The organism is Flavobacterium frigidimaris, from assembly GCF_002217275.1.
Taxonomy (GTDB): domain Bacteria; phylum Bacteroidota; class Bacteroidia; order Flavobacteriales; family Flavobacteriaceae; genus Flavobacterium; species Flavobacterium aquidurense.
This window is the reverse complement of record NZ_MUGV01000045.1, coordinates 1-26,488: the sequence shown is the minus strand read 5'-3', so window position 1 is coordinate 26,488 and position 26,488 is coordinate 1. Positions and strand designations below refer to the sequence as shown.

General features: G+C 32.6%; 30 protein-coding genes. 11 read left to right on the top strand and 19 right to left on the bottom strand.

From position 1 onward, the window contains the following. Positions 1 to 26: 26 nt before the first annotated feature. From B0A65_RS21960 to B0A65_RS21910, 11 genes are all read right to left on the bottom strand, one after another. Positions 27 to 479 carry a 2-dehydro-3-deoxyphosphooctonate aldolase gene (locus B0A65_RS21960; RefSeq protein WP_074657438.1) on the bottom strand — a complete coding sequence of 151 codons (453 nt, stop codon included), beginning with the start codon at positions 477 to 479 and terminating at the stop codon, positions 27 to 29. A gap of 116 nt (positions 480 to 595) precedes the next feature. Then, positions 596 to 1,273, bottom strand: a complete 678-nt coding sequence (locus B0A65_RS21955) for a lysoplasmalogenase (RefSeq protein ID WP_074657441.1) — start codon at positions 1,271 to 1,273, stop codon at positions 596 to 598. A gap of 9 nt (positions 1,274 to 1,282) precedes the next feature. After that, the gene (locus B0A65_RS21950) at positions 1,283 to 2,554 is read right to left on the bottom strand and encodes a sterol desaturase family protein (protein ID WP_074657443.1); all 1,272 of its coding nucleotides are present in this window, start codon (positions 2,552 to 2,554) and stop codon (positions 1,283 to 1,285) included. Between the two features lie 57 nt (positions 2,555 to 2,611). Then, a complete protein-coding gene (locus B0A65_RS21945; RefSeq protein ID WP_074657446.1) occupies positions 2,612 to 2,887 on the bottom strand; it encodes an ATP-dependent Clp protease adaptor ClpS in 276 nt (91 codons plus the stop codon). Between the two features lie 35 nt (positions 2,888 to 2,922). Then, the gene (gene prmA / locus B0A65_RS21940) at positions 2,923 to 3,756 is read right to left on the bottom strand and encodes a 50S ribosomal protein L11 methyltransferase (protein WP_074657449.1); all 834 of its coding nucleotides are present in this window, start codon (positions 3,754 to 3,756) and stop codon (positions 2,923 to 2,925) included. Between the two features lie 207 nt (positions 3,757 to 3,963). Continuing rightward, entirely contained in the window at positions 3,964 to 4,716 is a 753-nt protein-coding gene (tpiA, locus tag B0A65_RS21935) for a triose-phosphate isomerase (protein WP_074657453.1), read from the bottom strand. A 58-nt stretch (positions 4,717 to 4,774) separates the two neighbouring features. Continuing rightward, positions 4,775 to 5,275: a TlpA family protein disulfide reductase gene (locus B0A65_RS21930; RefSeq protein ID WP_074657456.1), complete on the bottom strand. Its 501-nt coding sequence runs from the start codon at positions 5,273 to 5,275 to the stop codon at positions 4,775 to 4,777. Positions 5,276 to 5,658: 383 nt separating this feature from the next. Next, complete coding sequence (locus B0A65_RS21925; RefSeq protein ID WP_074657460.1) at positions 5,659 to 6,327, bottom strand: dienelactone hydrolase family protein; 669 nt, start codon at positions 6,325 to 6,327, stop codon at positions 5,659 to 5,661. 62 nt (positions 6,328 to 6,389) lie between these two features. Continuing rightward, positions 6,390 to 7,862, bottom strand: a complete 1,473-nt coding sequence (locus B0A65_RS21920) for a hypothetical protein (RefSeq protein WP_123890415.1) — start codon at positions 7,860 to 7,862, stop codon at positions 6,390 to 6,392. Positions 7,863 to 7,975: 113 nt separating this feature from the next. After that, the gene (locus B0A65_RS21915; protein ID WP_074657467.1) at positions 7,976 to 9,076 is read right to left on the bottom strand and encodes a BT_3928 family protein; all 1,101 of its coding nucleotides are present in this window, start codon (positions 9,074 to 9,076) and stop codon (positions 7,976 to 7,978) included. 92 nt (positions 9,077 to 9,168) lie between these two features. Beyond that, a complete protein-coding gene (locus tag B0A65_RS21910; protein ID WP_074657470.1) occupies positions 9,169 to 9,711 on the bottom strand; it encodes a DUF1599 domain-containing protein in 543 nt (180 codons plus the stop codon). Positions 9,712 to 9,972: 261 nt separating this feature from the next. Here B0A65_RS21910 and folP point away from each other — a divergent pair, with 261 nt between their 5' ends. Further along, positions 9,973 to 10,797, top strand: a complete 825-nt coding sequence (gene folP / locus B0A65_RS21905) for a dihydropteroate synthase (RefSeq protein ID WP_074657474.1) — start codon at positions 9,973 to 9,975, stop codon at positions 10,795 to 10,797. Positions 10,798 to 10,950: 153 nt separating this feature from the next. Next, positions 10,951 to 11,583, top strand: a complete 633-nt coding sequence (locus tag B0A65_RS21900) for a hypothetical protein (RefSeq protein WP_074657477.1) — start codon at positions 10,951 to 10,953, stop codon at positions 11,581 to 11,583. A gap of 34 nt (positions 11,584 to 11,617) precedes the next feature. Here B0A65_RS21900 and rlmH read toward each other — a convergent pair whose 3' ends face one another. From rlmH to B0A65_RS21865, 7 genes are all read right to left on the bottom strand, one after another. After that, positions 11,618 to 12,091: a 23S rRNA (pseudouridine(1915)-N(3))-methyltransferase RlmH gene (gene rlmH, locus B0A65_RS21895; RefSeq protein WP_074657480.1), complete on the bottom strand. Its 474-nt coding sequence runs from the start codon at positions 12,089 to 12,091 to the stop codon at positions 11,618 to 11,620. A gap of 90 nt (positions 12,092 to 12,181) precedes the next feature. Next, positions 12,182 to 12,484, bottom strand: coding sequence for an antibiotic biosynthesis monooxygenase family protein (locus tag B0A65_RS21890; protein ID WP_074657483.1), 303 nt, complete (start codon positions 12,482 to 12,484; stop codon positions 12,182 to 12,184). 155 nt (positions 12,485 to 12,639) lie between these two features. Next, a complete protein-coding gene (locus B0A65_RS21885) occupies positions 12,640 to 14,055 on the bottom strand; it encodes an amidohydrolase family protein (RefSeq protein WP_074657487.1) in 1,416 nt (471 codons plus the stop codon). Positions 14,056 to 14,289: 234 nt separating this feature from the next. Continuing rightward, complete coding sequence (locus tag B0A65_RS21880) at positions 14,290 to 14,574, bottom strand: GNAT family N-acetyltransferase (RefSeq protein ID WP_026982297.1); 285 nt, start codon at positions 14,572 to 14,574, stop codon at positions 14,290 to 14,292. Between the two features lie 6 nt (positions 14,575 to 14,580). Then, a complete protein-coding gene (locus B0A65_RS21875) occupies positions 14,581 to 14,976 on the bottom strand; it encodes an OsmC family protein (RefSeq protein ID WP_074657490.1) in 396 nt (131 codons plus the stop codon). 2 nt (positions 14,977 to 14,978) lie between these two features. Beyond that, the gene (locus B0A65_RS21870) at positions 14,979 to 15,860 is read right to left on the bottom strand and encodes a pirin family protein (protein ID WP_074657494.1); all 882 of its coding nucleotides are present in this window, start codon (positions 15,858 to 15,860) and stop codon (positions 14,979 to 14,981) included. Positions 15,861 to 16,437: 577 nt separating this feature from the next. Beyond that, positions 16,438 to 17,538, bottom strand: coding sequence for a DNA alkylation repair protein (locus B0A65_RS21865; protein ID WP_074657497.1), 1,101 nt, complete (start codon positions 17,536 to 17,538; stop codon positions 16,438 to 16,440). A 338-nt stretch (positions 17,539 to 17,876) separates the two neighbouring features. On the opposite strand from B0A65_RS21865, the gene nadC reads away from it, so the two are divergent. The 5 genes from nadC to priA all read left to right on the top strand — a co-directional run bounded on the left by nadC (position 17,877) and on the right by priA (position 23,391). Continuing rightward, positions 17,877 to 18,734: a carboxylating nicotinate-nucleotide diphosphorylase gene (gene nadC / locus B0A65_RS21860; RefSeq protein WP_074657499.1), complete on the top strand. Its 858-nt coding sequence runs from the start codon at positions 17,877 to 17,879 to the stop codon at positions 18,732 to 18,734. Positions 18,735 to 18,805: 71 nt separating this feature from the next. Next, positions 18,806 to 19,729 (top strand): YihY/virulence factor BrkB family protein, encoded by a 924-nt coding sequence (locus B0A65_RS21855; protein ID WP_074657502.1) that lies wholly within the window; start codon positions 18,806 to 18,808, stop codon positions 19,727 to 19,729. Between the two features lies 1 nt (position 19,730). Further along, positions 19,731 to 20,159 carry a DUF2147 domain-containing protein gene (locus B0A65_RS21850; RefSeq protein ID WP_074657505.1) on the top strand — a complete coding sequence of 143 codons (429 nt, stop codon included), beginning with the start codon at positions 19,731 to 19,733 and terminating at the stop codon, positions 20,157 to 20,159. Between the two features lie 8 nt (positions 20,160 to 20,167). After that, entirely contained in the window at positions 20,168 to 20,914 is a 747-nt protein-coding gene (bla-B1-FLAV, locus tag B0A65_RS21845) for a subclass B1 metallo-beta-lactamase (protein WP_074657508.1), read from the top strand. Positions 20,915 to 20,940: 26 nt separating this feature from the next. After that, positions 20,941 to 23,391, top strand: a complete 2,451-nt coding sequence (priA, locus tag B0A65_RS21840; protein ID WP_074657510.1) for a replication restart helicase PriA — start codon at positions 20,941 to 20,943, stop codon at positions 23,389 to 23,391. Here the strand turns inward: priA and B0A65_RS21835 are convergent, their stop codons facing one another. Next, entirely contained in the window at positions 23,392 to 24,090 is a 699-nt protein-coding gene (locus B0A65_RS21835; RefSeq protein WP_072971141.1) for a LytR/AlgR family response regulator transcription factor, read from the bottom strand. Between the two features lie 177 nt (positions 24,091 to 24,267). Between B0A65_RS21835 and rpsF the strand changes: the two genes are divergently transcribed. From rpsF to B0A65_RS21815, 4 genes are all read left to right on the top strand, one after another. Continuing rightward, the gene (gene rpsF, locus B0A65_RS21830) at positions 24,268 to 24,609 is read left to right on the top strand and encodes a 30S ribosomal protein S6 (RefSeq protein ID WP_007810575.1); all 342 of its coding nucleotides are present in this window, start codon (positions 24,268 to 24,270) and stop codon (positions 24,607 to 24,609) included. A gap of 5 nt (positions 24,610 to 24,614) precedes the next feature. Beyond that, positions 24,615 to 24,911: a 30S ribosomal protein S18 gene (rpsR, locus tag B0A65_RS21825; RefSeq protein WP_002987043.1), complete on the top strand. Its 297-nt coding sequence runs from the start codon at positions 24,615 to 24,617 to the stop codon at positions 24,909 to 24,911. A 66-nt stretch (positions 24,912 to 24,977) separates the two neighbouring features. Further along, on the top strand, positions 24,978 to 25,418 hold the full coding sequence (gene rplI / locus B0A65_RS21820; protein WP_007810573.1) for a 50S ribosomal protein L9: 441 nt from the start codon (positions 24,978 to 24,980) through the stop codon (positions 25,416 to 25,418). A 122-nt stretch (positions 25,419 to 25,540) separates the two neighbouring features. Beyond that, positions 25,541 to 26,014, top strand: coding sequence for a DUF6495 family protein (locus tag B0A65_RS21815; RefSeq protein ID WP_074657512.1), 474 nt, complete (start codon positions 25,541 to 25,543; stop codon positions 26,012 to 26,014). Positions 26,015 to 26,488: the final 474 nt, after the last annotated feature.

The window sequence follows — 26,488 nt, the reverse complement described above, 5'->3', positions numbered from 1 at the left end:
TTATATTTTTAGAATGGCTTGTTTTTTTACTCCTTCTTCAAACTCAATCCCATCGGAACCATCAAGATTCCTTTTTCATAAACATTCAAATAAAGTTTGATTGGTTTTTTCTGACCTTGCCAGGTTAATTCGTAAACATTTAAAAATCCAGCACCCATATCACTTCTTTTGGTTGGAAAAGGGCAACAGGTTTCTAATCTTTTATAAGTTATTTTTTCACCATTTGGTCCGGCAAGAGCATTTAGAAAACGAGTTTCATTTAAGGTTTCGTTTCTGGTATTTTGGTAAAAAATATTCACAGGATAATCGGGATCATAGCCGTATTTTTTGTCTTTGCTAAAAAGAGTTATAGCAAAAGTATTATCTTTCTTCAAAACCAAATCGGGAGCATTGTCATCAACATTTTTCAATGTCGATTTTGAGCTCACGCAGGAAGTTGCCGTAATTAGTAAAATGATAAAAAAAGCTATTTTTTTCATGGTTTAAGAGTATTGGTCTTACAAATGTAAAGAGTAAAATAGTTTTGCTACAGATTAAAGGATTAAAAGATTAAAAAAATCGGGAAAGACCTGTCCTGCCCTTGTGCCATTATAAGCTATTCTGCCTTTTTGGGATTCAGTTTTAATATTCCAACTACAATCAGATATTGTGCCACAAGATAAGTCAACATAATAAAAAAGGAACTTCTTTCAATTGGTGTATAAAATTTGTTTATTGCCAAAATGCTATCTGAAATTACGAAGACAATTGCACCCACAAAAATGTACTTGTTTCCTGGATTTTCCCAAACTAAAAATCCGTTAAAAGAGAATAAAAGCATAATGGAGATCACACTTGCATAAACGATAACAGGTATTTTTAAATCGCCCAAAGAAGGTAATAAAACTAAAAGCATTCCAATGAGATAAAACGCTACAAGAAGGCTTCCAATTCCGAAAGCAACTTTATTTTTATGAACTCTGGCCTTTATTTGTTTGTTAAACAACACACAATAAATAATATGCGCGGTTAGAAAAGAAACAAGTCCAATTATGAAATAGATCTCAGCAATATCAGCAAAAAGTAAAATTACATCTCCAATCCATGAAAATAACAAAGCAGCTAAAAGCGTTTTTTTAGTGGGGAAATCTCGATAAAAATAAGTTCCGAAAGCTAATAAGGGAATTAAAACAGGTTTTAAAAACAAATCTAAATTTTCATATCCTGCTAGCAAAATAAGCAGGTAAAGTGCGCTGAAGGCAATGTAGGTTTTAAAAATGGTGGCGTTTCTCATAATTTGGGGTTATGAATTTATTAATTGATTTTGAGTGGTTTTAAAGTCTTTAGTAATAAAATAAGCGCTAGCGAGAAATGACAGGCTTAAATAACTTAAAATAATATAATTTGAGAAAGAGAAAACCTGGTTTAAGCCAAACCAATCTCCGTAATACGTTATAATAGCAATCGCAGTGATAAAACGTAATCCTTCCCAAAAAAGGGCATATTTACTTTTATCCATCAATTCAGAATAACTATAAATCGTTATTAAAATAAAAAAGCCGTAGATAAAGATATTGGGCAAACCAATTTTGGCAATATTATCAAATAAATAAGTTACAAATAATAATGTTATTAATACTTGGGCTACTGACCAATAAATAAGCTTTTGAGAATTTTGGGTGCCGTATTTTTCAAAATTGTAGACATTCTCGATTTTGTGTACAGGATATTTTTCTTCAAAATTTTCCGGACGCCAACCAGTTGGTTTAAACCAGATGGTGAGTTTGTCTTTCCAGTTTTCTGCGCGCCAGGCATCTTTGATTAACAAGGTTAGATGCTGAAAATTTATCTTAATCGGATTCCATGTATTAGCAGGTCTCGTGATTCCGAAAACGGGCGGTACATCATCTAATTCAGCTTGAAAAGTGCCAAAAAGTTTATCCCAAAAAATAAAGATTTGCGAATGGTTTTTGTCCAAATATTCTGGATTTATGGCGTGATGTACACGATGATGCGAAGGCGTTACGAGAATATTTTCAAGAATCCCCATTTTTTTAATGTGCTTGGTATGGTACCAAAATTGTAAAAACAAATGGAGAGGAAGTGTAATGGCAATTACCGAAGCCGGAACACCTAATAATGCTGCGGGAATTAATAAAAAAGTAAACAAATTAGCTAAACTGGCAATAGGCTGGCGCAAAGCGCAGGCCAGGTTAAATTCTTCACTACTGTGATGAATGGCATGTTTGTTCCACAAGAAATTAATTTGATGTGCCAGTCGATGGCTCCAATAACCATAAAAATCGATAACGAAAAAAGCAATGCAATAGGAGAGGACATTGGCTTCAAGATGATAAATCGCAATGTTAGAAACCAACCATTCGTACGAAATAAAAGTAAGACTCAGGCCTAAAACATCTTTTACCGAGTTGGTAATTCCTGAACTTATACTCGATACACTGTCTATTAAAGGAGCGGTATCTTCTTTTTTATAGATGCCGTATATTTTTTCAATTATGATAAGAACCAAAAAAATAGGCGTGGCAATAATTAATATTTTTCCGTATTCTTCCATAAAAAAAACATTCTATTTTATTCCAATAAAATAGAATGTTTTTTAAATTATTTGCAATTAAACAATCTCGGCGCTAAGTCCAGCTTCCAAAAGTTGTGTGCATTGGGGTTTTAACTTGTCCATTGGTCCGGTTTTTACGGTACATTTTCCGTTGTAATGTACAATTAGGGAACATTGTTCTGCCTGTTCAGCCGTATGACTGCAAACACGCATTAAAGTGTCAATTACGTGATCAAAAGTGTTTACATCGTCGTTATAAACAATGATTTCGTTATTGAAACCAACTGCTTCTTTTACCTGAACTCTTTCTCTTACTTTTTCTTTAGTACTCATGTTTTTAGGTTTTTGTACTGTTGTAATTACTAAAACTAATTTACGTATTTTAATGAAACCCAGTTGTTTCTTTCAAATTTTTTAACATATGTCAGTCCTTTTTCAGTGCAGGAAGCATCTATAAAAGGAACATCTTGTTCATAAAAACCACTAAAAAGAATAGTTCCTTTTGGGTTTAAAGAATCAACATAACTTTGCATATCATTCAACAAAATATTTCGGTTGATGTTAGCAATAATTAAATCGTATTTTTTACCGGCTAATAAAGCCGCATCACCTTCATAAACGCTAATATGTTTACAGTTGTTGCGTTCTGCATTTTCAATAGAATTCAAATAACACCAATTGTCAATATCAATAGCATCGATTGGTAAAGCACCTTTCATTTCGGCTAAAATGGCCAAAATAGCAGTACCACAACCCATGTCTAAAGTTTTTAAGCCTGTGACATCCATTTCCAGTAAATGCTGAATCATCATATGTGTTGTTTCATGATGACCTGTTCCGAAACTCATTTTTGGTTCAATTACAATATCAAATTCGGCATCTGTTTTTGGATGAAAAGGAGCACGAACATGACATTTTCCGTCTACATCAATCGCTTCAAAGTTCTTTTCCCATTCTTCGTTCCAGTTTACCTGATCGATTTCTTCAACAGTATATTCAATTTTAAATTCTTCTGATTGTAAAATATAAATGTCATCCAGAATGTTTTCATCCCATAAATCTTTCTTCACATAAGCAGAAATACCGTTCTCTGTTTCTGTAAAAGTCTCAAACGCTTTTTCGCCTAATTCAGCAATTAAAATTTCTGATCCCGGTTCTTTCGGCTCAATCGTAAAATGATATCCTAAATATATATTCGACATAAATAATTTTTTTGCAAAGGTAACAATAGAAAGCAGAAGTTGCTTATAAAACTGGGAGAAGGTTATTGTTTTAAATATAATTTTATAAACATAAAAAAAACGATACCGTTAAGTATCGTTCTATATTTAATTTATGCCACAGATTAAAAGATTAAAATGATTTTTGAAAATCTGTGCAAATCTATGCAATCTGTGGCAAAATAATTTTTAGATTGCTGTAACAATTGCAAGGAAATCATCTGCTTTTAAAGCAGCTCCTCCAATTAAACCACCGTCTACGTCTGGTTTAGAGAAAATTTCTTTTGCGTTGTCTGGTTTTACAGAACCACCGTATAAAATAGAAACTTCGTCAGCGATATCAGCACCAAATGCTTTACGTACAACTTCTCTAATAAATTCGTGCATTTCCTGCGCTTGCTCTGGCGAAGCAGTTTCTCCAGTTCCAATTGCCCAAACTGGCTCATAAGCTAAAACAACATTTGTCCAGGATTCTTTTGCAATGTGGAATAATCCGTCACGCAATTGATTTTCTACAATATTAAAGTGATTTCCTGATTGGCGATCTTTTAATTCTTCTCCAAAACAAAAAATTACAGTCATTTCATGTTTCAAGGCAGTATCGACTTTGCTAGCGATTAAAGCATCTGTTTCATGAAAAATAGCACGACGCTCAGAGTGACCAAGAATTACGGTATTTACTCCAATGCTTGTTAACATGTCTGCAGAAATTTCTCCTGTAAATGCACCACCTTCAGCCTGGTGAACGTTTTGAGCAGCAACACCAATCGTTGTGTTTTTTACTTTTGCAACTCCAGCCTGCAAGTTTACAAATGTTGGAGCAACAATTACCTGTGCAGTAGTTTGTGCTGGTATTTTTGTAATTAATTCACTTAATAATTCCTCAGTTTGTGCGGCGTTTTTATGCATTTTCCAGTTTCCTGCAACAATCTTTTTTCTCATTTTGGTAGTTTTTATTATTCTTTTATTTTTTGTTTTTTGTGGTAATTTGTGAAGCCGTTTAAGCTTGTTTTAAACTTTTCAGGGTTTCATTGATTTTATCAAAATCAGTTTCAATAGCACGGTATAAAACGATTTTTCCTGTTTTGTCAATGATTATGTATCTCGGAATCCAGTCTAAATCAATTGCTTTTCCAAAAACACCTTTCATTCCGTCGTTCATCATAAAATGATCGCCTTTTAATTCGTGTTTTTCAATTCCGATTTTCCATTTTTCAGCCGTTTTATCAGCAGAAAGGAATAAATAAGAAACGTCAGGATTGCTGGCTTGTAATTCTTTTACTTTTGGCATTGCTTTTACACAATCGCCACACCACGAAGCCCAAACTTCAATAACCAAAGTTTTTCCTTTGTATTTTTTTAAAATGTTTTTGAAAGAAGTCTGACCTCCATCAACTGTTAATAATTTTTCAGATAAAGCTTCTTTAGAAAAACTTGTTTTCTGTGCTTGAGAACATGAAAAAGTAATCAATGCAATAACAACTAAGGCTATTTGTTTCATATTATAATATTAGTTTAAAAATAGTATGAATTGTCTTTTCTGAACTGAATCTGCAAATTCAAATCAGAGCAATTTCATAAATTAAGGTTCCCAACAAAGTTAAACAAACAAATTGAATGCCAAATGGAGATTAACAAAATTTGAAGAGTCGTTTATTTTGTAACAAAAGTGGAAATTTGGGTTAGAAAAACGCGATTGAAATCGTAATAGTTCACTTGAAAAAGGGAAAATTGTTTTGATTATTTCTAAATGAATTAAAAATTGGAGTAATATTTTTGTTTTTAGAAGGATTTTAAGAGCTAAAAAACGTCAGAATTCAAGAAAAAAGTCTTCAATAAAAATAAAATTATTGAAGACTTGTAAAAAGTTTTATTACTAAAATATTACTTTAAATCGTAATTACCATTTGCCCATTTTTTGCAAGGAGCAATCCATAAATCTGAAGCTTTGTACAAAAAGCCATGTTTAAGGTTAGTATGCAATTCGATTTGTTTAAAATGATTTATTTTTAATTTTGATGTTTCTTTTCGTTTTGTAGCATCAACACCTAAAACATCAGATTCTTCGTAAATGGTTAAGATGTTTCCGCAGAAGTTAATATCCGGAATTTCTTCGATATCGATGTCTCTAAAAGATCCAATAAAGACAAAATTCATATCAGGATTTGCTAAAAATGTAGAAACATATTGTGCGATATAACCACCTTTTGATGTTCCAATTACAGTAATTTTGTTTGGAGAAATGCCTTTGTTAAGTAGTTTTTTAACCTGTTTTGCTATTTTTTGAGCATAATCATATGCGTTTGTGTTTTTCTTTCTGATTTCGCTGTAAACAATAAAATTATCTTTTCTAAACGAAGCTAAGATTTCGTTATATTCTGCTTTTCCATATTCGGGATGAGCAACACTCAGATCATTTTGTTCGATAAATGCGTTGTGAAGAAAAAAGATGTAAGCCTGGTCTTTGTTTGGAGTTTTTGATTGGCAAAAGCCTGTAAAACTTAAAGGTAGAGTCAATAAAAAGGCAAAGAATAACTTTTTAAATTGTTTCATAGATTAGATTATTTTAGTGTCGTTTTAACAAATGTACAAAAGAGATACTTTACTCAAATTCACTATTCTACAATTAGCGGTTGAGGAGCAGAATTATAAAAACTTAAAACTTCCTCTGCCTGTTTTTTAGAAAGGTATTTTAAATTAGAGTTTTCAATGGCTTCTTCAGAATTCATCATGGATCGGGATAAAATCAGTCTAAAAATTTCTTTCTTTTCATTCAGATTCTTTTTGTTTTTACTAAGGTATGCTTCATAAGCTTTAGCCATCTGCATCCAAATTTCAATTTCGTCCTGGGGATGTAAATCTCTTTTAAAATCGGTTATAGTCTGCTCTAAACTGCTTTTGTCAACTTCTGCAAAAGTTGCATGAATATTTTTTATTTTTTCAATTTGTTCCGAAGTTAAATCCGAAACAACTTCATTTTGTTTGATATTGTTGGGATTTATTTTTTCAATTTTTTCTGCTTTATTATTGCAGGATATAAATAGAAAAAGAAGTAGGAGATAAGCATAATTTTTCTTTCCGATAAGATGATTGTAAATAGTGAAAAGAAAAGGAAAGGTTACAAATGCCATCCAAATTAAAAATTGTTTAGGAACAATTTGATGATAATAGTTTAAAGAGAAAATTGTTCCTACAAAGAGAATACAAATTAAGGAATGGAGAGGAGATACCTGCTGATCTGAATAGCGATAAATATGATCATCTTTTAGATCTCTTACCTTATCGAAATATTTTGAATTGAAAAAATTCCACGGGAGTGGTAAAAAACGAAATAGCAGAATGAAGTTTTGAATAATATAAATACTTGAGATGCCTAATAGAAAATATTGCAGGCCAAGATAGAGGATCTCTTGTAAGTTCTCAATATTTTCGACTGGTTCAGACTGATCAATTAGATGAAGATTATCTAAAGCAAAAAGCAGCATAATTATAGAACTCCAGATACTTAAAATAAGTTTGTGTGTATGTGATAAATGAGTATTTGTAAAGGCATGAAAAATGGAATACAATGAAAATAGTAAGCCAATTATCAGAAAAGTCTGGATGAAAATGGTATCGCTGTTAATTAATCTATAATCAACGACCCAATATATTACGGCTATAGATTGAAGTAAAGTTATACCTTCGGTTAGTTTTGGAATTATTCTATACTTATAAAATAATAGTGAAAAGATAAAATATAATACCAGAAAAATAGGAGGCCAGATGGTAATACTGCTATTAAGCATTAAAACAATTCCTTGTCTTCTGTTCAAACTTTCACCGATTAGATTTAAAAAGGCATAAGCAATAAAAAAAGATACTATTGCGATAATCACTACCATTATCCATCTGTTCGTTATTCTTTTACTCTCAAAAATGACACCAGCTAGTAATGCAAAAACATTTATTGGAATTAAATGACTGCCCGATGTTACTTTTATATAGGTATCGTAAACAATGTAAAAAAGCAGTCCTGATACAAATAAATACAATAAGGGATTGGAAAAAAAATGCCTGCTTAATGCTCTTGATATTGTTGAAATCATGATTGTAGCGTTTTTACTTAGGATGTGGTATTTATTTTACTGCCAAAAAAACGCCAATTTTCTAAATGAATAGATAGATTGGCGTTTTTAAAATTTTTAGCTATTGGAACATATTACAATTTCAAATCTCCAATATCATTGTAATGAACCTTCTGAATAACCGTTCCGTTGTGTAAAACAACTATGCTTGGATTTGCTCTTTCTATTGTTTTTAAAGCTGTTGCATCGCAGAAATAAAAATCAACATTAAGACCATATTCTTTTTTAGCTTTTGCAATTTCTTCAGTCCCTGAAGCTGTAATGGCAACTACTTTGTAACCTTTAGCCTGAGCTTCTTTGTTTAAAGCCTCTAATTTTTTCATTCCCGCTGGTTCCGATAAAGCTAAATCGTAAGTAACAAAAAGTAATAATTTAGGCTCTTTTAAAAGTTCCGCTTTATAATCAGAATCGTCTTTTGTCATAGTAAAATCGTGAATTGGCGGAACATAACCTTCTGTAATTACTTTGTCTTTTCTATCTACGAAAGTCGCACCAGCCGGAATATTCATTAAATCTTTTTCACCAAATTCTTTATCAACGCCATTTACTTTGTAAATGAAAATCATTTCAACAACAGATTTTGGAGCGCCTTCCGGAATTTCCATTCCTTTCTCAATATTGGTTCCTACTTTATAAGGACGGAAATCTTTTATCGGATTGTGATTCAAAACCCAAACTGCCATAAAAGCACACAAAACAACGCTTACATAAACAGCAAAATTAGTTTGTGGAGTTGAAAATAATGGTTTTATTAATTTTTGATTGAAGAATAAAATTAAAATGAAGAAAAGCAATACCACATCTTTTGTAAACGATTGCCAAGGTGTTAAATGCAAAGCATCTCCAAAACAGCCACAATCTTTTACCACATCAAAATAAGCAGAGTAGAAGGTAAGGAAGGTGAAGAAAATAATTAAAAGCAATAAAGCCCAAATCGTTTGTTTTGCTTTATAACCCACCAATAACATTACGCCTAAAACTACTTCCAGAATCACTAAAAAGATAGCTAATCCTAAAGCCAATGGCTCTAAAAAGGGCATATTAAAAACCGGCTCGCTAAAATATTCAGCCAGTTTATAAGAGAAACCAACCGGATCATTTAGTTTTATTAATCCTGAAATGATAAATAATACGCCGACAAATATTCGGGAAAATTGAGTAATGATGTTTTTCATGGGAAATTTTAATTTTAAATTCCATTTTTTTTAAATCCAAAATTCCAAAATCTTGTGGGAAAATTGGAATTTAGAATTTATTTTTTGGAATTTTATTTATTTATAGGTTCAAGAATTAGTGCAAAAACGGCATAATTAATCATATCCTGATAATTAGCGTCAATGCCTTCAGAAACTAAAGTTTTACCTTTGTTATCTTCAATTTGCTTTACGCGAAGTATTTTTTGCAGAATCAAATCAGTCAATGAACTCACACGCATATCGCGCCAAGCTTCGCCATAATCGTGATTTTTGGCTTCCATTAATTCTTTGGTCAGTTTAATTTTAGCATCATATAATTCGGTTGCTTTTTCAACATCGAGATCGGGCTGATCAGCAACACCCAATTCTAACTGAATCAAGGCCATAATCGAATAATTGATGATTCCGATGAATTCTCCTTTTTCGTCTTCATCCACTTTACGGATTTCGTTTTCCTGTAAACTTCTGATTCTTTGCGCTTTTATGAATATCTGATCGGTTAGCGAAGGCAGTCTTAAAATTCTCCATGCACTACCATAATCTGTCATTTTATTGATAAATAAAGTACGACAAACCGTAACTACATTATCATATTCAAGGGAAGTATTCTTCATTTATTGCTGTATATTTGCTAAAATTTCTTCAAAAATAAGGAATTTTTCAAGAGTTTCAAGTTTCAGGTTTTCTTTGTTTCAAGTTTTTTCTAAACAAATTGTTAATGCCGCAACTTAAAACTAAAAATACAAAAGTTTCAAGTTTCAAGTTTCAGGTTTCAGGTGGAAGTAGATTGCGTGTGGCGAGTAACTTGAAACATGAAACAAAAAAAACTTGAAACAATATTCGTGAAACTTGAAACAAATAAAACTTGAAACAAAATGTTAATTAACTGCAAAGGCCAACTTATAGATTTGTCAGTTCCCAAAGTAATGGGGATTATGAATGTGACGCCGAATTCCTTTTTTGATGGAGGAAAGTATAAAAATGAAGAGGAGATAATCGTTCAGGTAGATAAAATGCTTTCTGAAGGTGCGACATTTATAGATATTGGTGCTTATTCAAGCAAACCAAGTGCCGAGTTTGTAACCGAAACCGAAGAAATTGAGCGTATTGTTCCCGCAATTGAATTGATTTTAAAACATTTTCCGGAAGCGTTATTATCAATAGATACTTTTAGAGCCGAAGTAGCGAAAGTAAGTATAGAAAGTGGCGCAGCGATTATAAATGATATTGCCGCCGGAGAATTAGATGATAAAATGTTTGATGTAATTGCAGAATACAATGTTCCGTATATTATGATGCACATGCGCGGAAATCCACAAACCATGCAGACTTTGACGCAATACGATGATATTGTAAAAGAAATGCTTATCTACTTTTCTGAAAAAGTAAAAAAGGCGAGAAGCCTCGGAATTAATGATTTGATTCTGGATCCAGGTTTCGGATTTGCAAAAACAACCGATCAGAATTATGAAGTTTTGCAAAAAATGGAACTTTTTAATTTATTAGAATTGCCAGTTTTAGCCGGAGTTTCAAGAAAATCAATGATTTATAAAACGCTTGGTAATTCTGCGCAAGAAGCTTTAAACGGAACGACAGTTCTGAACACCATTGCTTTGACTAAAGGCGCGAAGATTCTGCGTGTGCATGATGTAAAAGAGGCAATGGAATGTGTGATTTTGTTTAGGAAGATGAGCGTTTAGGCTGACTAAAACGTTAGATTTGTCATTCCGAGGAACGAGGAATCTCCACGAGTAGCTCTACAAAGATTGACGAATTTCTATACGGAGTTTCTTGCGGAGATTCCTCGTTCCTAGGAATGACATACATTGTGTTTAAAATTTAAATTTTAGTTTATGAAATACTTAAGTTTACTGTTAGTGGTTTTTCTTTTCTCCTGCGGAGAAAAAAAAGATGTTTTGCTCCCAAAAGCTAATGTTTCAATTGTAAAAGACGTTCAGGATCACTCGCCAATTTACATCTTTTTCAAAACTGAAGGCAAAGATACAATCGCCGAAGTAAACAGAAAAAACAGCATCATCTCCACCAATTGGATTTTCAATATTGACAAACGTTTACCTTTGAGACTTTTGATTCCTGAAATAATGAAATTGCAGGAAAAAAAGCGAGCTGAAAAAGCCCATAAAAACGAAAAAGCCGAAAATTATTATTCGTATGCCGATTCGATTGGGAAAAATTTAGCTTTTTTGCCTTTCACGAAAGTGTATTATAAAATGGGAAAACCAATCCGGAAAGACGAAATTACTATTCAGTTTAAAAAAGGAAGTGAGAATGTTTGGATTGACAATACAGAAATAAAAAAGACGGAAATTTTAAATCACATTCATAGAATGGATTATAATATTCAACCCAAAATAATATTGTTATTTGATAAGAATATGAATTATCAGGAATATATCGAAAATAAAATTTTGGTTCATGAACTGAATACTTCTAATAATGAACTCCCAAATGAATTCATTTTCTAAAACTGAATACTAAAAACTGCGACTGAATACTTTATCATTGATGATGATAAGGTTCATTTCGTAAAATAGTAAATCCACGATACAATTGTTCGATAAAAAATAGACGCACCATTTGATGTGAAAATGTCATCAGCGAAAGCGAAATTTTCCCCTGTGCTTTGCTGTAAACTGTGTCTGAAAAACCATAAGGACCGCCGATTACAAAAACCAGTGTTTTGATTCCCGAATTCATTTTCTTTTGTAATTCTTCAGAAAAACCTACGCTGGAGAAGTTTTTTCCGTTTTCATCTAATAAAATCAACTGATCTGTAGGAGCAAGTTTTGACAATATTAGTTCGCCTTCTTTTTCTTTCTGCTGACTTTCAGATAAATTCTTCACGTTTTTGATATCCGGAATAATCTCCAAATCAAATTTGATATAGAACGACAAACGTTTGGTATAATCGTCGATTAGAGTCTGCAACGATTTATTGTCGGTTTTGCCAATGGCGATAAGTTTGATATTCATCTTTTATTTTTGTTTTTTTGCCACAGATTAAACAATTAAAATGATTTCTAATCTGTGGAAATCTGTGAAATCTGTGGCAAAATAAAATCTTTATTTTTTATTCTCAAAAACGGTTTCAAAATGCTCTACAATCGGAAAAGGCTCGTAATAATGATGCAAAATCTTTTTCCATTCTAAGTATGCTTCAGAAGTTCTAAAACCTATTGTGTGATCTTCCAATGTATTCCAATCAACCAATAAAAGATATTTGCTTTCGACTTCGAGACATTTTTCCAGTCGATGTCCTAAATAGCCATCAATTGATGAAATATACTGACTTGCGTTAGCAAAATCAACTTCGAATTGAGTTGCTAAATCAGGCTTTACAAATAGAAAAACTGCTTCTAGAATCATATAATTTAAATGAATTTATCTGCTTGATCTGCTAAATTTGCGAGAAAAAATTCTCTCGCAGATTTAGCAGATTCGGTAGATTTTTTTAAAATATTAGCGACTAAAAATCTGCGCTAATCTGCTTTAATTTGTGTAAATCTGCGTGAAATCTTTGTTTAGTTTTTAGAAAATTTCTCTTCAAAAGTTTTAAATCTTGAATCCAAATCTTTCAATAATTGCTTTTTTACCGATGCATCCTGAATAAAACTATAATTGATACTGTTGTAAACATATTGCTTTATAGTCGCATACGAAACATCAGGATATCTTTTGGCTAATAAAACATATTGTTCCGTCATATTGGTTCTCAAAATTCCAGCATCGTCAGTACTGATTACGATTGGCACATTAAATTCTTTATAAAGCGTAAACGGATGACGGCCGTCTTTTACTTTCAAAATGAATTCGTTACTTGCTAAATTGATTTCGATTGGAATATTATTTTTAGCCATATATTTCAATAAATCATAGGAGTTTGCTTCGTAAGCGATGTCAACTCCATGACCAATTCTGTTCGCGCCCGCAATGTGAATCGCATCATTAATATGCCACGTTAAATCTTCAGGCTGAACCAAGCCTAAAGTCAGTTCGCCAGCATGAAGCGTGTATTTTACCTCAGGAAATCTAGAGTGACAATATTTAAACATGACCATGTGTAGCCAATAATCTTTCATTGAATTTTCGCCATGCTCTGGAGAAACAATGTTTACACCGGCAACCAATTTACTGTCATTTGCAGAGATAAAAGCAATTGTCAAATTCTTAAATAGATCAACCGGATCCATAAAACGAAGCACAAAATTTTGATAGCGCATCGTAAATTTCTCATCGTCAATTTTTAAGTCTTTTTGCAGTTTTGCTATGAAATTAGTATTGAAATCGGTCGCATATTTTTTGGCATCTTTCTGCTGAATAGTTTTATACAATTCATCTAAAAGTTTCAGTACCGCTTTTTCATCTTTTTGAGCAGAAGCCTGACGCAATTTCGAATTAAAATCGATTAAATCAGAAACATTCATATCGCACGGAATGATGTTTAATTGCGTTTCGATATAACTTACATTTTCTGCAATAGCACGTTTTTTTAATTCGAGCATTCCTTCTGCAAAATGGCCTTGAATAGTAGGTTCGAATTTTTGAAAAGAGTCGAAAAACAAATCATCAGAAGGTACAGAGCCATTATAATCTTTCGCCGACCAGGTTTGCATTATTTGTTGTTGATAGAAAGATAATTTTCCTTCGTCTTTAAGAGAAGAGAAAGTTTGCCAATTTCCTGTTGAAGGTTTTGTTTTAGCAACTGCCATCGTTTCTAAATTCAGATAAAAATCTTCTGCAATAGCTCTTTCCAAAAGCGGTTCTGCATAAACTGATCCCGAAAAATGATGATGTAAATCGCCTCCTTTAGGCATTTGTTGAAAAAAAGCTGTTGAGAGAGCTTCGTTGTTTCTGATTTTATCTAAATAGTCGCCAGCTGTTTGAGAAAAGCCGATTTGCGCTATAAAAAAACAGAAAAGTGTAATTATCCTCGTCATACTCTAAGTTTAAATTACATGCAAATGTAAGGCTTTTCGAGGAGATTTTAAAATTGATTTTTCTTGGTGTTGATTTAACCGCAAAGAACGCAAGGTTTAGTTATATGCTAAAACTGAATATAAACACAAAGTTCGCAAAGCTTTACCTAAAACTTTGCGAACTTTGCGTAATTCTTTGCTTGCTTTGCGGTTAAAAAAATCTTAGAACCTTAGCAACTTAGAATCTTAGCATCTTTAAGAAAAAAGTACATCACGAATTTCCTCCGTTTTATCAAAAACACTTTTTGCAAAAGGACAAAGCGGAATAATTTTCAGGTTATTATTTCGGGCATATTCTACGGCTTTCATTACCAGTTTTTTGCCAACGCCTTTTCCGTTGAATCCTTCATTTACTTCGGTATGATCGATGATGAATTTTGAATCTCCTGCCCAGGTATACGTCATTTTTCCGGCTTCTTTTCCGTCTTCTATGGCTTCAAAATAACCTTTTCTAATATCGTTGATTTGATTTATTTCCATGATAAATTATATTAATGTGGTTTTAATTTCGATTGAGTGTGTCAGTGTTTTATGAATTGGACAGCTGTTGGCAATGGTTTCTAATCTTTGTCTTTGTGTGTCGTCAACTTCGCCAATTACTTCTATTTTTCTTGTGAAAACGGATACGCTTCGCTCAGAATCTCTCTCAAAATCAATTTTGACATTGATTTCTGATACGTCCCATTGTTTACGATTGATATACATTCGCAAAGTAATTACAGTGCAGGAAGCTAATGAAGCTGCCAACAGCTCTGTCGGATTTAAACCTAAATTTTTTCCGCCCAGTTCTTGTGGTTCATCTGAGATTAAAACATTATCACTCGCTGATTTTACTTCTGTTCGATACAGACGTGTATCTATTTTTGCTGAGATCGTATCCATATTTATTTGATTCTAGGTTCTGGTAAAGGCACAAATTCTGTTTCGCCCGGAACTTTCGGGAAAGTTTGTTCTTTCCAGTCTTTTTTTGCTTTTTCGAGTATTTCTTTGTCCGAAGAAACAAAATTCCAAAAGATAAAATGTTCTTCAGGAAACGGCTGCCCTCCAAAAATATAAACGGTACTGTTTTCGCTAATTTCAAACTCACATAAAGTGCTGTCATTGGTAATCAGAATCTGTTTTGGATCGTAAACATGTTCGCCACTTTTAATGCTTCCTTCCAAAATATACAATCCGCTTTCGCCGAATAAATCTTTTCCGATATTGATTTTTTTAGCTTCTTTGCTTTTAATTTCAATAAAATAAAGCGGACTATAAACCGGAACTGGCGATTTTTTACCAAAAGCTTCTCCGGCAATTAGTTTATACGAAACACCATCTTCTTCCCATTTCGGGATATCATCTGCTTCAACATGTGCAAAATTCGGATCCATTTGCTCCAATTCTTTTGGAAGCGCTACCCAAATTTGCAAACCATGCAGCATTTTATCAGAATGTCTTAAATACTCTGGCGTTCTTTCTGAATGTACAATTCCTTTTCCGGCTGTCATCCAGTTTACTGCGCCTGGTTTTATTTCTAATTCGGTTCCCAAACTATCGCGGTGCATGATGCTTCCTTCAAATAAAAAAGTCAATGTTGAAAGTCCGATATGTGGATGCGGTGGAACATCCATATTTTCATGATCACTTAAATGAGCCGGTCCCATATGGTCGATAAAAACAAATGGTCCGACAGCTCTTTTTTCACGGAAAGGCAATAATCTCCCTACCATAAAATTGCCAATATTGGCAGCACGTTCTTCGATAATTAAACTAATATTTGACATGGTTATATTTGATTTGAAAACAAAATTACACTGATAACGGAGATCTGTAACTTAATTTAGATTAAGATTTCTTTTGTACTTATAAAAGTAGGGAAAATGGTTGAGTTTGTTTTTATGGTGTTGATTAAATTTTAATTTATCCACGAAAAGTCTCGCGCACACGAAATGTTAATAGAAAATTTAGATACCAATTGTATCAACCGCAGTGGGGCGAAATAAGGGTGACAAGATATCGCTCCGCTGGAGCTTTTTGTTGGTACGTTTTCTCTTTGCTATAAACATGATACTCCTATGGAGTATTAATATTAAATTGAAATTATTCAACTAATTCAAATTCTAATTTTTTGTATTTATAAAAGTTGAAAAAAAATTTAGGTTTGTTTTTATGATGTTGATTAATCCACAAAAAGCCCCGGAGGCACGATATAATTATAGAAAATGTTGATATCAAAATTACATAAGCCCAGCGAGGCGAAATAATTGTGTCAAGATATCGCTCCGCTGGAGCTTTTTGTTTGCACGTTTTCTCTTGGTTATAAACATGATACTCCTATGGAATATTACTAGCGCATTGAAATTATTTAACTAATTCAAATTCCAAAGCCTCACTTTCTGTCCCGTTAATAATAATCGACAATTGATGCATTCCTGTATGAAAAACACGAGTCGTAATTAGTTTAAAAGATTGATTTCTTTCGACTTTCGTCACTTGATGTGGCTGGTAGATTTTCTCACTGATTTTAAAGACTTTTTTAGCCAAATGACCTTTTGATTTTTTGTAATGAACGGCATATTCTAAACGGATGGTTTTGGCCTCATTATTTTTGTTATTTAACTGAAATTGAAACTGCAGATAATCTCCAATTTTCACTTTTGGCGTTTTAATTTCGAAATTAGAAAGTTCAACATTAGTACTTTCTAAACCGTAATGACTCAGGATTTGAGGATGTCCTTGTTTTAACAAGGTACGACAGCCGTGTTTGATGATTGCATCTGTTTCTTTGCTGATGCCTTTCCATTTTTGAGCAATTTCAAGCACAATTTCCGGATTATCTTTTACAATATCATTTAAATTATTAGCTACGCTTCGACGAACATATTCGGAAGAATCATTTTTAAGGTTTTCCAAAATTGGCAAAATTGAAGTTGGATCTTTCTTTAAAAACGGAATCGCCATTGCCCACGGTAATCTCGGGCGGGAACCTTCGCTGGCTAGTCTGCGGACATGATGATTTTCATGCAAAGACCATTTTGTCATTTCATTGATCATCTTTTCTTTGTACTTTAAAATGAAAGGACGAACAGCAAATTCGCAACTAATAAATTGCGTTATTGAAACAAAGGCTTTTGCCGAAGTTTTAAAATCATCCAAACCATATTTTTCGATATAATCTGCAAAGAAAATGAACGTAAGATTTCCCTCTGTAAAACTATTTTTCTTTAAATTTTTGATGATTTTATCAATTAAAACAACGGCTTCCGGAAAATTTTCAGGCATAAATTGGTGCAGAACAACTGTCGTATGTTTCATGCGGTCTTTCCATTCCTTTTGGGCAAAATCGCCTTCGTAAATGGCGCTAATAAATTTTTGTTTGTCGAAAGCAGGATGTACTTCGGCAACAGCCTGACCAAATTTTTCGTAGAAAGAAACCGAATAAATATCTTTAATTAATCCCATGATTTTATTTGAATGAACCTCAAAGATATTTAATGTTTTCGTTTAAAGGTGTACATTTTTAATGGAAATTTAAACACATAGAAAACATAGAATAAAATTGAAAAAAAGGGGAGCTTTGAAAAAATCTAGATTTTAACACATAGCTCACTAATGTTTTTTTATGAAAGTGAAACGCCTTTCAACTCAATCAAATTCTATGTGTCTATGTGTTAAGGAATTTTAATACTTTTCTTCCAAATATTTTTAGATATTTTGATGTTTCGACATTTTTAGGGGAACTGAAACTTTCAAATCCCCAAAATAAGTCCTATTTTAGCATCTTATAAAATTTAAGAAAAATGATTAGCGAAGCACAATTTCAAACCGAATTACAATTATTGATCAGCAATGCAATTCGAGAAGATGTAGGCCCGGGAGATTATAGTTCATTGGCTTGTATTCCTGATACAGCCCACGGACAAGCTAAATTATTGGTAAAAGACCAGGGAATTATTGCAGGTGTTGCATTGGCAAAAATGATTTTTGAATATGTAGATCCAAAATTAAAAATAAAGACTTTTATAGAAGACGGAACACATGTAGAATACGGCGATGTTGTTTTTGAAGTTTCAGGAAGTTCGCAGTCTATTTTAAAGTCGGAAAGAGTGGTTTTGAATACCATGCAACGTATGTCTGCAATTGCTACCAAAACCAGCCAAATGATGCAACTTCTGGAAGGAACAGGTGCTAAAATATTAGATACGCGCAAAACAACTCCAAATTTCAGGGTGGCCGAAAAATGGGCCGTAAAAATTGGAGGAGGTGAAAACCATCGTTATGCTTTGTATGATATGATCATGCTGAAAGACAATCATATTGATTTCGCTGGCGGAATTACACTTGCCATAAAGAAAACAAAAGACTATTTGAAGGCCAATAATCTTGATTTAAAGATCATTGTTGAAGCCAGAAATTTAGATGAAATTCGTGAAATTCTATTAAGCGATGGTGTTCATAGAATTCTGATAGACAACTTCAATTATGAAGATACTAAAAAAGCTGTGGCTTTAATTGGTAAAAAATGCCAAACAGAATCGTCTGGAAATATCAATGAAAAAACCATTCGCGAATACGGACTCTGCGGCGTAAATTATATTTCTTCGGGCGCATTGACGCATTCGATTTATAATATGGATTTGAGCTTGAAAGCATTTTAAGTTATGAGTTTTGAGTTATAAGTTTTGAGTTTGTAATCTAAAATCTGAAGTCTAAAATCTAAAATAAATATATGTCTCAGGAAATTGAAGATCGGATTGAAAAAGTCCCGGTTGTGCGTTCTGTAGCTCGTCTTTTCAAGAGAATAAAATTTCCTTGGCTTGAAGGGTTTTCATTGTACGATTTACTCGAAATGTATACAATCGGAATTTTGGAAGGCGCTTTTTCATATCATGCGAGTGCGGTTTCTTTTAGTTTTTTCATGGCTTTGTTTCCTTTTGCTTTATTTATTTTGAACTTAATTCCGTTTATTCCTATTGAGGGATTTCAGGATGATTTTCTTCAGTTTGTGCAACAAGGAGTTCCGCCAAATACTTATGATGCTATTAGCAAAATCATTAGCGATATTTTAAATAATAGTCATTCTGGATTACTTTCTTCAGGATTTTTGCTTTCGATTTTTTTGATGGCAAATGGTATTAACGGAATCTTAAGTGGTTTTGAATCTTCTAAACATGTATTTGATAAACGCGGATGGTTTAGTCAATATTTAGTGGCGTTAGCGATTTCGCTTGTCATGACTATTATTTTATTTGTTACGGTGGCAACCATTGTTGTTTTTGAGGTATTTATCCAAAAAACAATCATTCAGGATGTGTTGAGTGATCGCATTCCACTCATTATTTTAGGACGATATTTGTTTGTTATTTTGATGATTTTGATAACATCTTCAATATTATTGCGTTATGGTACAAAACAGTACAATAAAGTGCCTTTTATTAGCATTGGATCTGTTTTTACAACCATATTAATTGTTATATCTTCGTTCTTTTTTGGGATTTGGGTTATAAAATTCTCAAAATATAACGAACTTTATGGTTCTATTGGGACATTATTAATTCTAATGTTCTACATTTGGATTAACTGTATGATTCTGCTTTTAGGATTCGAACTGAATGCTACTATCAGAAAATTAAAACAAAAAAAAAATAAATAATATGAAAAATTGGATGTTAGCAATTGGTGTTTTTTTTCTAACAATGAGCACAATTCAGGCGCAAAGCGTTATTGGAAAATGGAAAACGATTGATGATGAAACTGGTGAAGCAAAATCTATAGTAGAGGTTTACGAAAAATCAGGAAAAATATACGGTAAGGTCGTAGAAATACTTCGTGCTGATCATAAAAAAGATGTATGTGCTAAATGTGACGGAGCAGAGAAAAACAAGCCAATTTTAGGGATGGTTATCATCAACGGACTTAAAAAAGATGGTTCTGAATACAACGGGGGAACAATTTTAGATCCAACAAATGGTAAAAAATACAAATGTTATATTGAATTAGATTCTGCTGATAAATTAAAACTTCGTGGTTATGTTGGAATTTCTATCATGGGAAGAACACAATACTGGACGCGAGTGAAATAAAAATAAATATGCGAAAATTAGCTTCGATAATTTTATTCTTAGCGATATTATCCAATAGCTTTGGACAATCTAAGAATGCACCATTACAAATAAGTCATCTTACAGGTGACTTTTATGTTTATAAGACATTTCATGATTACAAAGGAACTATGATTTCTGCTAATGCCTTGTATCTTGTTACAGATAAAGGCGTTGTTCTGTTTGATGCGCCTTGGGATCAAACGCAATTTCAACCCTTGTTAGATACTATAAAAGCAAGGCATAATAAAGAAGTTATTATGTGTTTTGCTACGCATTCTCATGATGATCGTGCAGGAGGGCTGGGCTTTTACAGGCAAAAAGGAATTAAAACTTATACTATAAAGACAACGGATCAAATCCTGAAGCAGAAGAACGAAAAACGAGCTGAATTTGTAATTCCGAATGATACAACATTTACAGTTGGACAACATACTTTTCATGTTTATTACCCAGGAAAAGGACATGCGCCAGACAATATTGTAGTTTGGTTTAATAAAGAAAAAGTGCTTTACGGAGGTTGTTTTATCAAGAGTGCAGAAGCAAAAGATTTAGGATATTTGGGTGATGCCGATGTGAAAGAATGGGAAAAATCGATTCAAAAAGTGCAGTCTAAATTTAAGAATCCTAAATATATTATTACCGGTCATGATGACTGGAAAGACCTGAGTTCTTTAAAACATACTTTGAAATTGGTTCAGGAATATAATGCTGAAAAAATTTCAAATAAAAAATAATTCTTTCAATCCCATAAAAAAATCGCATGTTTTTTGTTGAAGTTATTTTACCACTTTCCTTAGCTAAAACCTTTACTTATCGTGTTTCTGAGGCTGAATTCCATTTTATAAAAAAAGGAATGCGGGTGGCGGTTCCTTTTGGTAAAAGTAAAATTTATACAGCTTTGGTAATCGATATGCACCAGAATGCACCAAGTTTATATGATGCCAAAGAAATTCATCAAATATTAGACGAAAGACCAATTGCAACAGAAACCCAGATTAAACACTGGCTTTGGGTGGCAAACTATTATATGTGTGGTATTGGTGACGTATATCGTGGTGCTTTTCCGAGTGGATTATTACTTGAAAGTGAAACTATTATTTCGCTTAAAGTAGACGTTGTTGTCAATCAAAACGAACTTTCGGATGACGAGTTTTTGGTTTATGAAGCGTTACAGCAACAAAGTTCCTTAAAAGTCCAGGAGATAATTTCGATTTTGAACAAAAAGAATATTTTTCCGGTCCTTCAGAAATTGATGGATAGGGATATTATTGTTTTAGAAGAGGAAATAAAAGAAAGTTATAAGCCAAAACTGGTTCGATATGTAAAATTGCATTCAAAATACGAATCAGATAATGGTTTAAGCGAATTGTTAGAAGAACTAAAAAGTGCTAAGAAGCAAAAAGAAATTGTTTTGGCTTACTTTCAGATTAGTGCTTCGGAGAAAAAGCCTATTACAGTTAAGAAATTGACTGAAGTTTCAAATTCAACTTCGACGATTGTAAAAACATTAATTGAAAAAGAAATTTTTGAAGAGTATTATCTGCAACACGATAGGGTGTCTTTTGATGGAAAAGCTTCAGAGAAACAATTACAATTGAGTGCTGCTCAGGAAGCTGCTTTCAATGAAATTAAAAATAGTTTATCAGAAAAAGAAGTTTGTCTGCTTCATGGTGTAACATCAAGCGGAAAAACGGAAATTTACATTAAGTTAATTGAGGAATATTTAGAAACAGGAAAACAGGTTTTGTATCTGTTGCCTGAAATTGCGTTGACTACTCAGTTGGTTTCTCGTCTTAGAAATCATTTTGGGGATAAAGTGGCTGTCTTTCATTCTAAATACAGCAATAACGAAAGAGTAGAAGTTTGGCGGCAGACATTAGAAAATTCGGATAAAGCTCAAATTGTAATAGGGGCGAGGTCGGCTTTGTTTTTACCGTTTAACAATCTCGGATTGTTGATTGTTGACGAAGAACACGAACAGACTTTTAAACAAACAGATCCTGCGCCGAGATATCATGCTCGCGATTCGGCAATTGTTTTGGCAAATTTTCATAATGCCAAAGTACTTTTAGGATCAGCAACGCCAAGTATTGAAACTTATTTTAATACTCAAATCGAGAAGTTTGGTTTGGTTACGATTACCGAACGTTATAACAATGTTAGAATGCCGGAAGTTGTGTTGGTTGATTTAAAAGACAAGCATTTCAGGAAAAGAATGACGGGGCATTTTAGTGATCATTTAATAGAAGAAATTGCAGAAGCTTTGTCTTTGGGTGAACAGGTCATTTTGTTTCAAAACAGAAGAGGATATTCTCCTATAATAGAATGTATGACGTGTGGCCACGTTCCGCATTGCCAGCAATGTGATGTGAGTTTGACTTACCATAAACACAAAAACCAATTAAGATGTCATTATTGTGGCTATTCAATTTCAAAACCAACGCATTGTCATAGCTGTTCAAGTATTGATTTGACCACAAAAGGTTTTGGAACAGAACAAATCGAACAAGAACTGATTTCTCTTTTTCCGAAAGCTAAAACCGGGAGAATGGACCAGGATACCACGCGTGGGAAATTTGGTTTTGAGAAGATTATTGATACTTTTAAAAATAGAGAAATTGATATTTTAGTCGGAACTCAAATGCTGGCTAAAGGTTTGGATTTCGATAATGTAAGTCTGGTCGGAATTATGAATGCCGATAATATGTTGCATCATCCGGATTTTAGAGCTTTTGAACGCAGTTTTCAGATGATGACACAGGTTGCAGGACGAGCCGGAAGGTCAGAAAAGCAAGGGAAAGTTGTCATTCAGACTTATAATCCGAATCATAATACGATTCAGCAAGTTACAACACATAACTATTTAGGTATGTATAAGGAGCAATTATACGATCGACAAATTTATAAATACCCACCTTATTTCAGGATTATAAAACTGACTTTAAAGCACAAGGATTTTGAAAAATTAAAAGAAGGATCGATGTGGTTGTATCAGGTTTTGAGTCAGAATTTACAAATGCCGGTCTTAGGTCCTGAAGAACCTGCAATCAGTAGAATCAGAAATGAATATATCAGAACGATTTTGATTAAAATTCCGCAAAACCTGAATTTAGGAGGCACAAAAAAAACTATTCAGAAAATGTTGAATAGTTTTGAAGCTGTTGCTCAATACAGAGCTATAAAAGTAATTGCCAACGTCGATTTTTATTAATTACGACGATGTTGACAATGCTTTGACTAAATCTTCTTTTTTGTTTCGGCTTAAAGGAATTTTTGTGATTCCAATTTCGGCAAATTTACTATTGAAGCGTTCTACTTTATCAATGTTAATAATATAGGACTTGTGTACACGAATGAATTTGTCTTTTGATAAATCATTTTCAAAAGATTTCATTGTCGAAAGAACTAAGTTGCTGTCATCTTCTGTAACTACTCTTACGTAATCCCCAAAAGCTTCAATCCATTTAATTTTCGACGTGAAAATTTTAAGCTTTTTAAGATTACTTTTAATAAAGATATGTTCGCCTTCTTCTTCTTTTACTTCTTTTTTAAGCAAATGCATGTCGATTGCCCTTTTTACAGAAGCATTAAAACGGTCAACGGCAATAGGCTTCTGAAGATAATCAGTAGCATCGTAGTCAAAGGCTTTTAAGGCATATTCGGCTTTAGAAGTAATAAATATAATCTGAGGTTTAGATTTTAGTCCATCAAGGAAATCAAAACCATTGATAACAGGCATTTCAATATCTAGAAAAATTAGATCGATATTATTTAAAGAGATACAACTTTTTGCTTCTATTGCATTAGAAAAGTCCCCGATTAAGTGCAAACCTGGGTGATTATTAACTAATTTTGCAATAATTGTCCTCTGTATAGAACTATCATCTACAACAACACAGTTTAGTTTCATAACATTTAAATTTAGAATAAATTCAGGATAGCAGTAGTAAATGTATTATTTTTCTAGGAAAAAAACTAAACTTAAGCTGTATTTTTTACATTACAACGAATAAAGATAAAAAAGTGTTGTATATATAAAAATAATGGTTACTTTTGCACCCAATTTTAACAAATAAATATTGTATTTATGAATCATTATGAAACTGTTTTCATTTTAAATCCCGTTTTATCTGAGGTTCAGGTGAAGGAAACAGTAACGAAATTTGAAGAATTTCTTACTAGTAGAGGAGCTGAAATGGTATCGAAAGAGGATTGGGGTCTGAAAAAAATGGCTTACGAAATCCAAAACAAAAAAAGTGGTTTTTACCATTTATTCGAATTCAAAGTAGCTGGAGAAGTTCTAATTGCTTTTGAAACTGAATTTAGACGTGACGAAAGAGTTATGCGTTTCTTAACTGTAAGTTTAGACAAACATGCTATTTCATGGGCTGAAAGAAGAAGAGCCAAATTAAAATCTACTAAAGCTTAATTATTATGTCTACAATAGAGCAATCTGCAAAAGGAAAAAAAGACGGAGATATCAGATATTTAACGCCTTTAAACATTGAAACTAACAAAACTAAAAAGTACTGTCGTTTCAAAAAATCAGGAATCAAATATATCGATTATAAAGATGCTGATTTCTTATTGAAATTCGTTAATGAGCAAGGAAAAATTCTTCCTCGTCGTTTAACGGGAACTTCATTAAAATACCAAAGAAAAGTTTCTGTAGCTGTAAAAAGAGCTCGTCACTTAGCTTTAATGCCATACGTGGCCGATTTATTAAAATAATTAAAAACTCTAGTCGCTGGTTTCTGTTGAAGCAGAACCTAACTTCTAAAATATAAGGACAACAACATGGAACTTATTTTAAAACAAGACGTACAAAACTTAGGATTTAAAGATGATGTAGTATCTGTAAAACCTGGTTACGGTCGTAACTTTTTAATTCCTCAAGGTTTTGCTGCATTAGCAACTCCTTCTGCTAAAAAAGTTTTAGCTGAAAATCTAAAACAAAGAGCACATAAAGAAGCTAAAGTTGTTGCTGATGCTAAAGCATTAGCTGAAACTTTAAAAGCTCTTGAAATTAAACTTACTGCAAAAGCTGGTGGAGAGAAACTTTTTGGTTCTATCACAAACATCGACATTGCTGAAGCATTAGAGAAATCAGGTAACGCTATTGATAGAAAATTCATCACTAGTGGTATCGTAAAACGTACTGGAAAATATTCTGCTAGCATCCGTTTACACAGAGATGTTATCGTTGATTTACCATACGAGATTATCGCTGAAAAATAATAGTTTATATTACTATATGAGAATCCCGATGTAAATCGGGATTTTTTTTGTTTAAAGAAATAATAATAGACTTAAAGTTATTTGCTTACAGCTTATAGTGTAATGCATAAAGCCAGATAAAAATGAAATACGCAAGACTAACAAAAGAGCAATTTGATGAATTGCACGCAGAATTCGCCAGTTTTTTGGCAACACAAGCTATTGATAAAGCAGAGTGGGATTCTCTTAAAATAAACAAGCCAGAAGTTGCTGAGCAGGAATTGGACGTTTTTTCAGACTTGATTTGGGAAGGTGTCTTATCCAGAGCAGAATTCCTGGAGCATTTTTCGAAAAACCATATTTTCTTGTTCCAGTGTTTTGAAACACACGTGCAGTCAATAGTATTAAAATCGTTGGTTCCTGAGACAGACTTTTTAACTAAAGATGGTTTACAATGGTTAAGTGATAATATGTTTACAGAAACGATTGAAATGAAAGTTGGAAAAAAAGTATTCACTGAAGATCGAAATACTTCTATTTTTGAATTGATTCAGCAAGGTGCTTTTTTAAGCGACGGACAATTGTTTAAGCAGATTAATACCATTTTGGAGTCTTAAACTTAAAAAAGGAGAAAATAAACTAAATTCGAGGCAAACAATAAATGTTAAATTGTTTGCCTTTTTTTATTTTTTTAACTTTTGTTTAAACTTTTTTATTTTTTTTACCCCGTATTTCTACGTGTTTATTTTGGATAATTCAATAAAGAGTGTTGTTATTTGATAATCAGTACTTTACTGAATGTTTCGGGTTTGTTTAATTATTATTTAATAGATTATTTACCGTTATTTGTAAGTATAAACCTTCTTTTTTATGGTTTGCTTAAAATAAATGAATTTTTTTTACGACATCTAGAGCACTTATTTCTTTCATAAAAGTGCTGCTTTTTCTGATGATACAGCCCTTATTTTAACATTTTGTTTTTTTAGAATTAAAAAAAATAAGAATTTTATTCTTGTTTTATATTTTCATTTTAATTAATTTTAGGGAAAGAAAGATTAAACAAAATCTTTTACACAAAATGCTTTTAAGGC

Coding starts and splice junctions, on each gene's coding strand:
- prmA (WP_074657449.1), bottom strand. CDS start 3,756: ATGTCGAATATATATTTAGGATATCATTTTACGATTGAGCCGAAAGAA.
- B0A65_RS21850 (WP_074657505.1), top strand. CDS start 19,731: ATGAAAAATTGGATGTTAGCAATTGGTGTTTTTTTTCTAACAATGAGC.
- B0A65_RS21855 (WP_074657502.1), top strand. CDS start 18,806: ATGTCTCAGGAAATTGAAGATCGGATTGAAAAAGTCCCGGTTGTGCGT.
- B0A65_RS21955 (WP_074657441.1), bottom strand. CDS start 1,273: ATGAGAAACGCCACCATTTTTAAAACCTACATTGCCTTCAGCGCACTT.
- rpsF (WP_007810575.1), top strand. CDS start 24,268: ATGAATCATTATGAAACTGTTTTCATTTTAAATCCCGTTTTATCTGAG.
- B0A65_RS21910 (WP_074657470.1), bottom strand. CDS start 9,711: ATGAAGAATACTTCCCTTGAATATGATAATGTAGTTACGGTTTGTCGT.
- B0A65_RS21890 (WP_074657483.1), bottom strand. CDS start 12,484: ATGATTCTAGAAGCAGTTTTTCTATTTGTAAAGCCTGATTTAGCAACT.
- priA (WP_074657510.1), top strand. CDS start 20,941: ATGTTTTTTGTTGAAGTTATTTTACCACTTTCCTTAGCTAAAACCTTT.
- B0A65_RS21915 (WP_074657467.1), bottom strand. CDS start 9,076: ATGAAAAACATCATTACTCAATTTTCCCGAATATTTGTCGGCGTATTA.
- bla-B1-FLAV (WP_074657508.1), top strand. CDS start 20,168: ATGCGAAAATTAGCTTCGATAATTTTATTCTTAGCGATATTATCCAAT.
- B0A65_RS21870 (WP_074657494.1), bottom strand. CDS start 15,860: ATGTCAAATATTAGTTTAATTATCGAAGAACGTGCTGCCAATATTGGC.
- B0A65_RS21815 (WP_074657512.1), top strand. CDS start 25,541: ATGAAATACGCAAGACTAACAAAAGAGCAATTTGATGAATTGCACGCA.
- rpsR (WP_002987043.1), top strand. CDS start 24,615: ATGTCTACAATAGAGCAATCTGCAAAAGGAAAAAAAGACGGAGATATC.
- B0A65_RS21920 (WP_123890415.1), bottom strand. CDS start 7,862: ATGATTTCAACAATATCAAGAGCATTAAGCAGGCATTTTTTTTCCAAT.
- B0A65_RS21945 (WP_074657446.1), bottom strand. CDS start 2,887: ATGAGTACTAAAGAAAAAGTAAGAGAAAGAGTTCAGGTAAAAGAAGCA.
- B0A65_RS21900 (WP_074657477.1), top strand. CDS start 10,951: ATGAAATACTTAAGTTTACTGTTAGTGGTTTTTCTTTTCTCCTGCGGA.
- B0A65_RS21950 (WP_074657443.1), bottom strand. CDS start 2,554: ATGGAAGAATACGGAAAAATATTAATTATTGCCACGCCTATTTTTTTG.
- folP (WP_074657474.1), top strand. CDS start 9,973: ATGTTAATTAACTGCAAAGGCCAACTTATAGATTTGTCAGTTCCCAAA.
- rlmH (WP_074657480.1), bottom strand. CDS start 12,091: ATGAATATCAAACTTATCGCCATTGGCAAAACCGACAATAAATCGTTG.
- nadC (WP_074657499.1), top strand. CDS start 17,877: ATGATTAGCGAAGCACAATTTCAAACCGAATTACAATTATTGATCAGC.
- B0A65_RS21960 (WP_074657438.1), bottom strand. CDS start 479: ATGAAAAAAATAGCTTTTTTTATCATTTTACTAATTACGGCAACTTCC.
- B0A65_RS21865 (WP_074657497.1), bottom strand. CDS start 17,538: ATGGGATTAATTAAAGATATTTATTCGGTTTCTTTCTACGAAAAATTT.
- B0A65_RS21835 (WP_072971141.1), bottom strand. CDS start 24,090: ATGAAACTAAACTGTGTTGTTGTAGATGATAGTTCTATACAGAGGACA.
- B0A65_RS21930 (WP_074657456.1), bottom strand. CDS start 5,275: ATGAAACAAATAGCCTTAGTTGTTATTGCATTGATTACTTTTTCATGT.
- B0A65_RS21880 (WP_026982297.1), bottom strand. CDS start 14,574: ATGGAAATAAATCAAATCAACGATATTAGAAAAGGTTATTTTGAAGCC.
- B0A65_RS21885 (WP_074657487.1), bottom strand. CDS start 14,055: ATGACGAGGATAATTACACTTTTCTGTTTTTTTATAGCGCAAATCGGC.
- tpiA (WP_074657453.1), bottom strand. CDS start 4,716: ATGAGAAAAAAGATTGTTGCAGGAAACTGGAAAATGCATAAAAACGCC.
- B0A65_RS21925 (WP_074657460.1), bottom strand. CDS start 6,327: ATGAAACAATTTAAAAAGTTATTCTTTGCCTTTTTATTGACTCTACCT.
- rplI (WP_007810573.1), top strand. CDS start 24,978: ATGGAACTTATTTTAAAACAAGACGTACAAAACTTAGGATTTAAAGAT.
- B0A65_RS21875 (WP_074657490.1), bottom strand. CDS start 14,976: ATGGATACGATCTCAGCAAAAATAGATACACGTCTGTATCGAACAGAA.